The sequence below is a fragment of the Haloferax sp. s1 genome (assembly GCF_058382125.1).
In genome coordinates this window covers 1482-6327 of record NZ_JBZRPK010000513.1, presented here as the reverse complement: position 1 = coordinate 6327, position 4846 = coordinate 1482, and the positions used below count along the sequence as shown (strand labels likewise).

4 protein-coding genes are annotated in these 4846 nt (G+C 57.2%); 1 reads left to right on the top strand and 3 read right to left on the bottom strand.

All coding sequences use genetic code 11. The annotated features are described in order from the left end of the window. The 3 genes from QT222_RS08410 to QT222_RS08400 all read right to left on the bottom strand — a co-directional run. The coding region (locus tag QT222_RS08410; protein ID WP_491476907.1) for an HAD family hydrolase at window positions 1–690 on the bottom strand (690 nt) is incomplete at its 3' end. A gap of 77 nt (window positions 691–767) precedes the next feature. Beyond that, a complete protein-coding gene (locus QT222_RS08405; protein ID WP_004056964.1) occupies window positions 768–1922 on the bottom strand; it encodes an acyl-CoA dehydrogenase family protein in 1155 nt (384 codons plus the stop codon). Window positions 1923–2040: 118 nt separating this feature from the next. Beyond that, window positions 2041–3366, bottom strand: coding sequence for a helix-turn-helix transcriptional regulator (locus tag QT222_RS08400; protein WP_491476906.1), 1326 nt, complete (start codon window positions 3364–3366; stop codon window positions 2041–2043). A 235-nt stretch (window positions 3367–3601) separates the two neighbouring features. On the opposite strand from QT222_RS08400, the gene QT222_RS08395 reads away from it, so the two are divergent. Beyond that, a partial coding sequence (locus QT222_RS08395) for a DUF7096 domain-containing protein (RefSeq protein WP_491476905.1) occupies window positions 3602–4846 on the top strand: 1245 nt, incomplete at its 3' end.

Below are 4846 nucleotides of genomic sequence, written 5' to 3'. Positions count from 1 at the left end.
AACATCAGAATGGGTATCGAGAATATCGGTGAACTCGTGGAGCGACTGCAGGACGTACTCGGGAGTGTAGGCTCCCGGGTCGAGGTCGGTTCCAGTGTCGTCCGGGCACCACGCGGCATCGAGGCCGGCGCGCTGTGCGCCGCCGACATCGAACTCCAGCGAATTGCCGACGTAGAGACTCACGGCGGGACCGACATCAAGTGCGTCGAGCGCTCGGTCGAAGGGGTCCGGATGCGGTTTTCGCCGCGGCATGTCACCGGCGAAGACGACCACGTCGAACGCGTCGTCGATACCGAGTGCATCGAGTTTGACCGACTGGCGGCGTTCCGGCCCGTTAGTGACGAGGCCGACGTGTGACCGGGCGCGGGCCGCCGAAAGCGCCGCCTTAGCACCCGGCAAGAACGAGACGGCTGTGTGGTCGACTGTTTCGAGGAACCCACGGGCGAGCGCCGTCGCATCGACCGACTCGCGGCCGTACTGCGCTGCCACCCGCTCGAAGCTTGCTGTGAGGTGCGCTTCAGGGTTGTCAGGGTCCGGCGGGCCGTCGAGCGCTGCCCAGAGGTCGGCGGGGTCACCGAAGCGCTCGATGTCAGCAGCGGCGAACGCTCCGTTGTAGATGGTCTCGCCGCATTGGTCGTTTGTACAGAGCGTCCCATCGAGGTCGAACAGTATCGCGTCGAAAGGTGCCACTCCTGAATTACGAGAGCGAAGAATAAAACGGTCATCCCGAACTCGGAAGTGCGGTCGGGAAACCGCCTGTTAGGCTGTTAGATGCCCTTCCCGAGCAGTTCACGGGCGATAACGTTCTTTTGAATCTCCGACGTCCCTTCGTATATCTGCGTGATTTTCGCGTCGCGGTAGAGTCGCTCCACGTCGTGGTCGTTGACGAACCCGGCCCCGCCGTGAATCTGGACGGCTTCGTCGGCCACGTCGGTTGCGACGTTAGAAGCGAACTCTTTGGCCATCGACGCCAGCGCGGTCAACTGGCCTTCGTCGTTGTCGACGCTCCATGCGGACTTGTACGTCAACTGCCGGGCCGCCTCGGTGGCGGTGTGCATCTCGGCGAGTTTGTGCTGAACAGCCTGAAAGTCGCTGATGGAGCGACCGAACTGCTCCCGTTCTTTGGCGTAGTCGAGTGCCTGCTCGCAGGCACCCTTGGCGATACCGACCGCCTGCGCAGCAACGGCGGTCCGCGTCTCATCGAAGAACTGCATGAGTTGGAGAAAGCCCATCCCGCGGGTTCCGACGAGATTCTCTTCGGGCACGCGAACATCGTCGAAGATGAGTTCGGCGGTGTCGCTGGCGCGAATCCCCATCTTTCCAGTGATTTTGTCGGCCGAGAAACCGTCTCTATCCGCTTCGACGATGATTTGCGAGAATCCCGAGTACCGGTCGTCCGCGTCGGGGTCGGTCTGGCACATGACGACGAAGTAATCACCGACGGTCCCGTTGGTAATCCACATCTTGTTGCCGTTGATGACCCACTCGTCGCCGTCTTTCTCGGCGGTGGTTCGGACGGACGTTACGTCGGACCCTGCCTGTGGTTCGCTGATTGCCGTACCCATGACTGACTCGCCGTCGACGATGGGAGGCAGGAAGCGCTCTTTCTGGTCTTCAGTCCCGAAGTTGATGATGGCTTCCGCGCCGAATCCGGCGCTCGTGATGCAGAGACCGATACCGGGGTCGACCGCGAACAACTCTTCTGTGACCAACGCGTTCTCGAATGACGAGTAACCGACGCCGCCGTACTCGACGGGGAAGTGTGCGCCCGTCAGCCCCATCTCGGCCGCCTTCTGGACGATTTCGTAGGGATACTTCTCTTCCTCGTCGTACTCGCCCGCGACGGGTGCAATCTCGTTCTCCGCGAACCGCCGGACTTCGTCTCGGATGGCTCGCTGTTCGTCTGAGAGGTTGTAGTCCATGATTGATGGTCACACACTTCACCAATAATGTTTTTGACACTATAAACAACTCAAAACTTGTGTAGGTGGAAAAATAGAGAAAAGACGGAATCGCCGCGCCAGTCACCTACTACGGAGCCTACGATTCTTCGTCAGACTCTGAGACGAGTTCGACGATGTTCTCGCGCCCGAGTCGGAGTTTCTTTACCAACCCGTCGTCCTCCATGCGCGAGAGCACCCGAGACACCTTCGATTTCGACCACTCGAGTTCTGTCACTATGTCCTTCTGTCGGATTCGACCACCAGCATCTTTGACGACCTTCCGAACGTGGTCTTCGTCGGTCAAGATTGGCTGCTTCTTTGCGGATGGTTCGGTCCCAGTCGGATGCTGGTCTACTGACTTGGATGTTGGGCCGCTCTTCGTCTGTTCTGTGCCATCCCTCGTCTGTTCCCTACCGTCGTCAGTACTAGTGTCCCCATCGGTGGAATCGTCGTCATCATCGGCGCTATTACCGTTGCCAGCGTCATCGACGCCACCGTCGTCAATCTGGGCTGGGCTGCTGTCGACGTATCCACTGTTGGGTCCGCCGACAGCCCCGTCACTGATATCAGCACTTGTTTCTACTCCCCCACCGGAACCCTCCAAGTTACGCCATCGAGTGCTGATCACGAATACGAACAGCACGCCGACGACCGCGAGACCACCAACGACCTGCCAGTTACTGGCTACACGGCTCGGTTCTGTTACTGGTGTCGTATTCGTCGTATTCGTCGCATTCGTCGCATTCGTCGCATTCGTATTTGATTCACGTGGCTCGAAGACAACGAGTGGTTGTCCGTTGGCAAACGATTCGGGGCCATCCCATGAGACAATGCCGTCGTCACGTTGTGTTGCACGTGGGTTGACTGAGTTGATTCGGTAGCCGGGAGGTGAAACCACTTCGAGCGTGTCGTTCTCAGCGATGAACAGGCCGCTTTGGAAGACATCACCGACGACGAGTTGCTCGTCTCGGAGCGTCGAAAAGTTACACCATCGGAATTGGTATGTGACTACTCCCCACTTCCGGGGCAGCGATTGGATGCTCGTCGACGCGGCGAAGTCTGTCGCGTCCATTTCCCGACCGGTTGCTTGCTCCGCAGCATCAACGGTCCCATTGATTCGCGCTGCGAACGGGCCGAGGAAACTGTTTGTGTCGTTTTCGAACTGCGATTGGAACGCTCGATACTCCGTGAGGTCCTGTTTCGTTTTGAGTCGCGTTCGGACCTGGAGTGTCCAGGTCGCAGAGGTGTTCTCGTGGACTGTGACTCTGAGAACGGTCGTATCGATGTTGGGTTGTGGTTGTGTGGCTGCTGTCGGTATGGAAACTACCTGTGCAGTGGCCACACCGGTAGCACTGAGCGCTCCGCCGACGAGACTAAAGACGATGAGACTGACGAGGATAGTGCGCACAGAGGGACGATTCATCTAGACGACTCTGGGTAGCAGTGTACGATATATAAACCGCGTGGACTGTCTCACATCTCTAAGTATCTTTCTTGATATGTCTTTTCGAACGGGTAATTGAAGGCTATAACCTATGATACGTGTGAATTTCCGAAGTACAACAATCTGAAACGATTTGAAACAGTTTGAAATTCACCGAAAACTGTACTCACGGTAATTCTGGTTTATGATATCTCCGACGAGAGTGGAAACAAATATGATGCGAAAACTGCTCCCGGTACTGCTCGCCTGTACTCTGGTGCTGGGTGTCGCCACACCCGTAGCAGCGGCAAGCGGGGCAGCGAATACTGTCTCGACCCCGGTAGCGTTTACTGCCGACACTGACGGTTGGTACGCAGCGAATAACACGGCCACTGTCTCGTCCGGCAATGACTCCGCGGCGAACCAAACTATCAGGGTCACAGTGGGCCAACAACTCACGACTATCGTTTCCCAGACGGACAGCGAGGTCCGAACGGAAATGGAAGAAAGCGCGTTCGAGGTTCGGGTTGCGTCCGGTAGGGACGCTGACCGAGCAGTAGTCATCGCTGACCGGGCCGAAGAACTCGAAGCGCGTGCCGAAGAGATTCTCGATAGCTACGAAGAAGCAACCGAGGCCTACGAATCCGGTGAGTTGACCCGCTCGGAGTATGCCCAACGAATTGCAACGCTCAACGCGCGGAGTGGACAGCTTCTTCGGAGCGTTGAGCAACTCAAAACCCGTTCGAAAAACGTCTCCAACGAGAGTTTGTCGACCGCTGGCTTCGACGACGTTCAGCTCCAGACCATTGATGACGAACTCGATACCGTGACTGGGAGCGGTACGGAGGCGCTGTTGAAGCACTTTACCGGCCTGGCCATGGGTACAATTGAGATCGAGACAACCCAGGGGGTTTCCATCAGCGTCGAGAGCGAAGGTGGTGAAACGTCTCGTGAGATTGAACGCGAACGCGACAACGACACTACCTTCTCCATCAACGAGTCCGCCGCGCTCGACATGGCCCGCAACGAACTCAGGTCGCCATCAAATGGTTCTTGGTCACTTCTCGAAGGGAACGACCACGACAATTCCGGTTACTACGAGTTCGAGTTCGAACTTACCGGCGGTAACTTCACGGGTGATGCTGAAGTCCGCGTCGACGGGTCATCTGGTACGGTTTTCCGCCTTGAATCAGAGGTCAAATCGCCCGACTTCGAGGGTCCTGAAGCCGAACATGAGGATGGGAGAGATGAAGCGGACGAAGAGAATGAAGCGGACGAAGAGGACCAAGAGAAGAGTGAAGACAGCGACGATGGATTCGGGATAGATGATGACGATGACGACGACGGATTTGGGGTGGGTGACGAGGATGACGATGATGGATTTGGGGTGGGTGACGAGGATGACGATGATGGATTCGGGATAGATGACGAGGATGACGATGATGGATTCGGGATAGATGACGAGGATGACGATGATGGA

Bases quoted from the DNA above. Each gene is read 5' to 3' on its own strand.
- QT222_RS08405 (WP_004056964.1), bottom strand. From the start codon at position 1,922: ATGGACTACAACCTCTCAGACGAACAGCGAGCCATCCGAGACGAAGTC.
- QT222_RS08400 (WP_491476906.1), bottom strand. From the start codon at position 3,366: ATGAATCGTCCCTCTGTGCGCACTATCCTCGTCAGTCTCATCGTCTTT.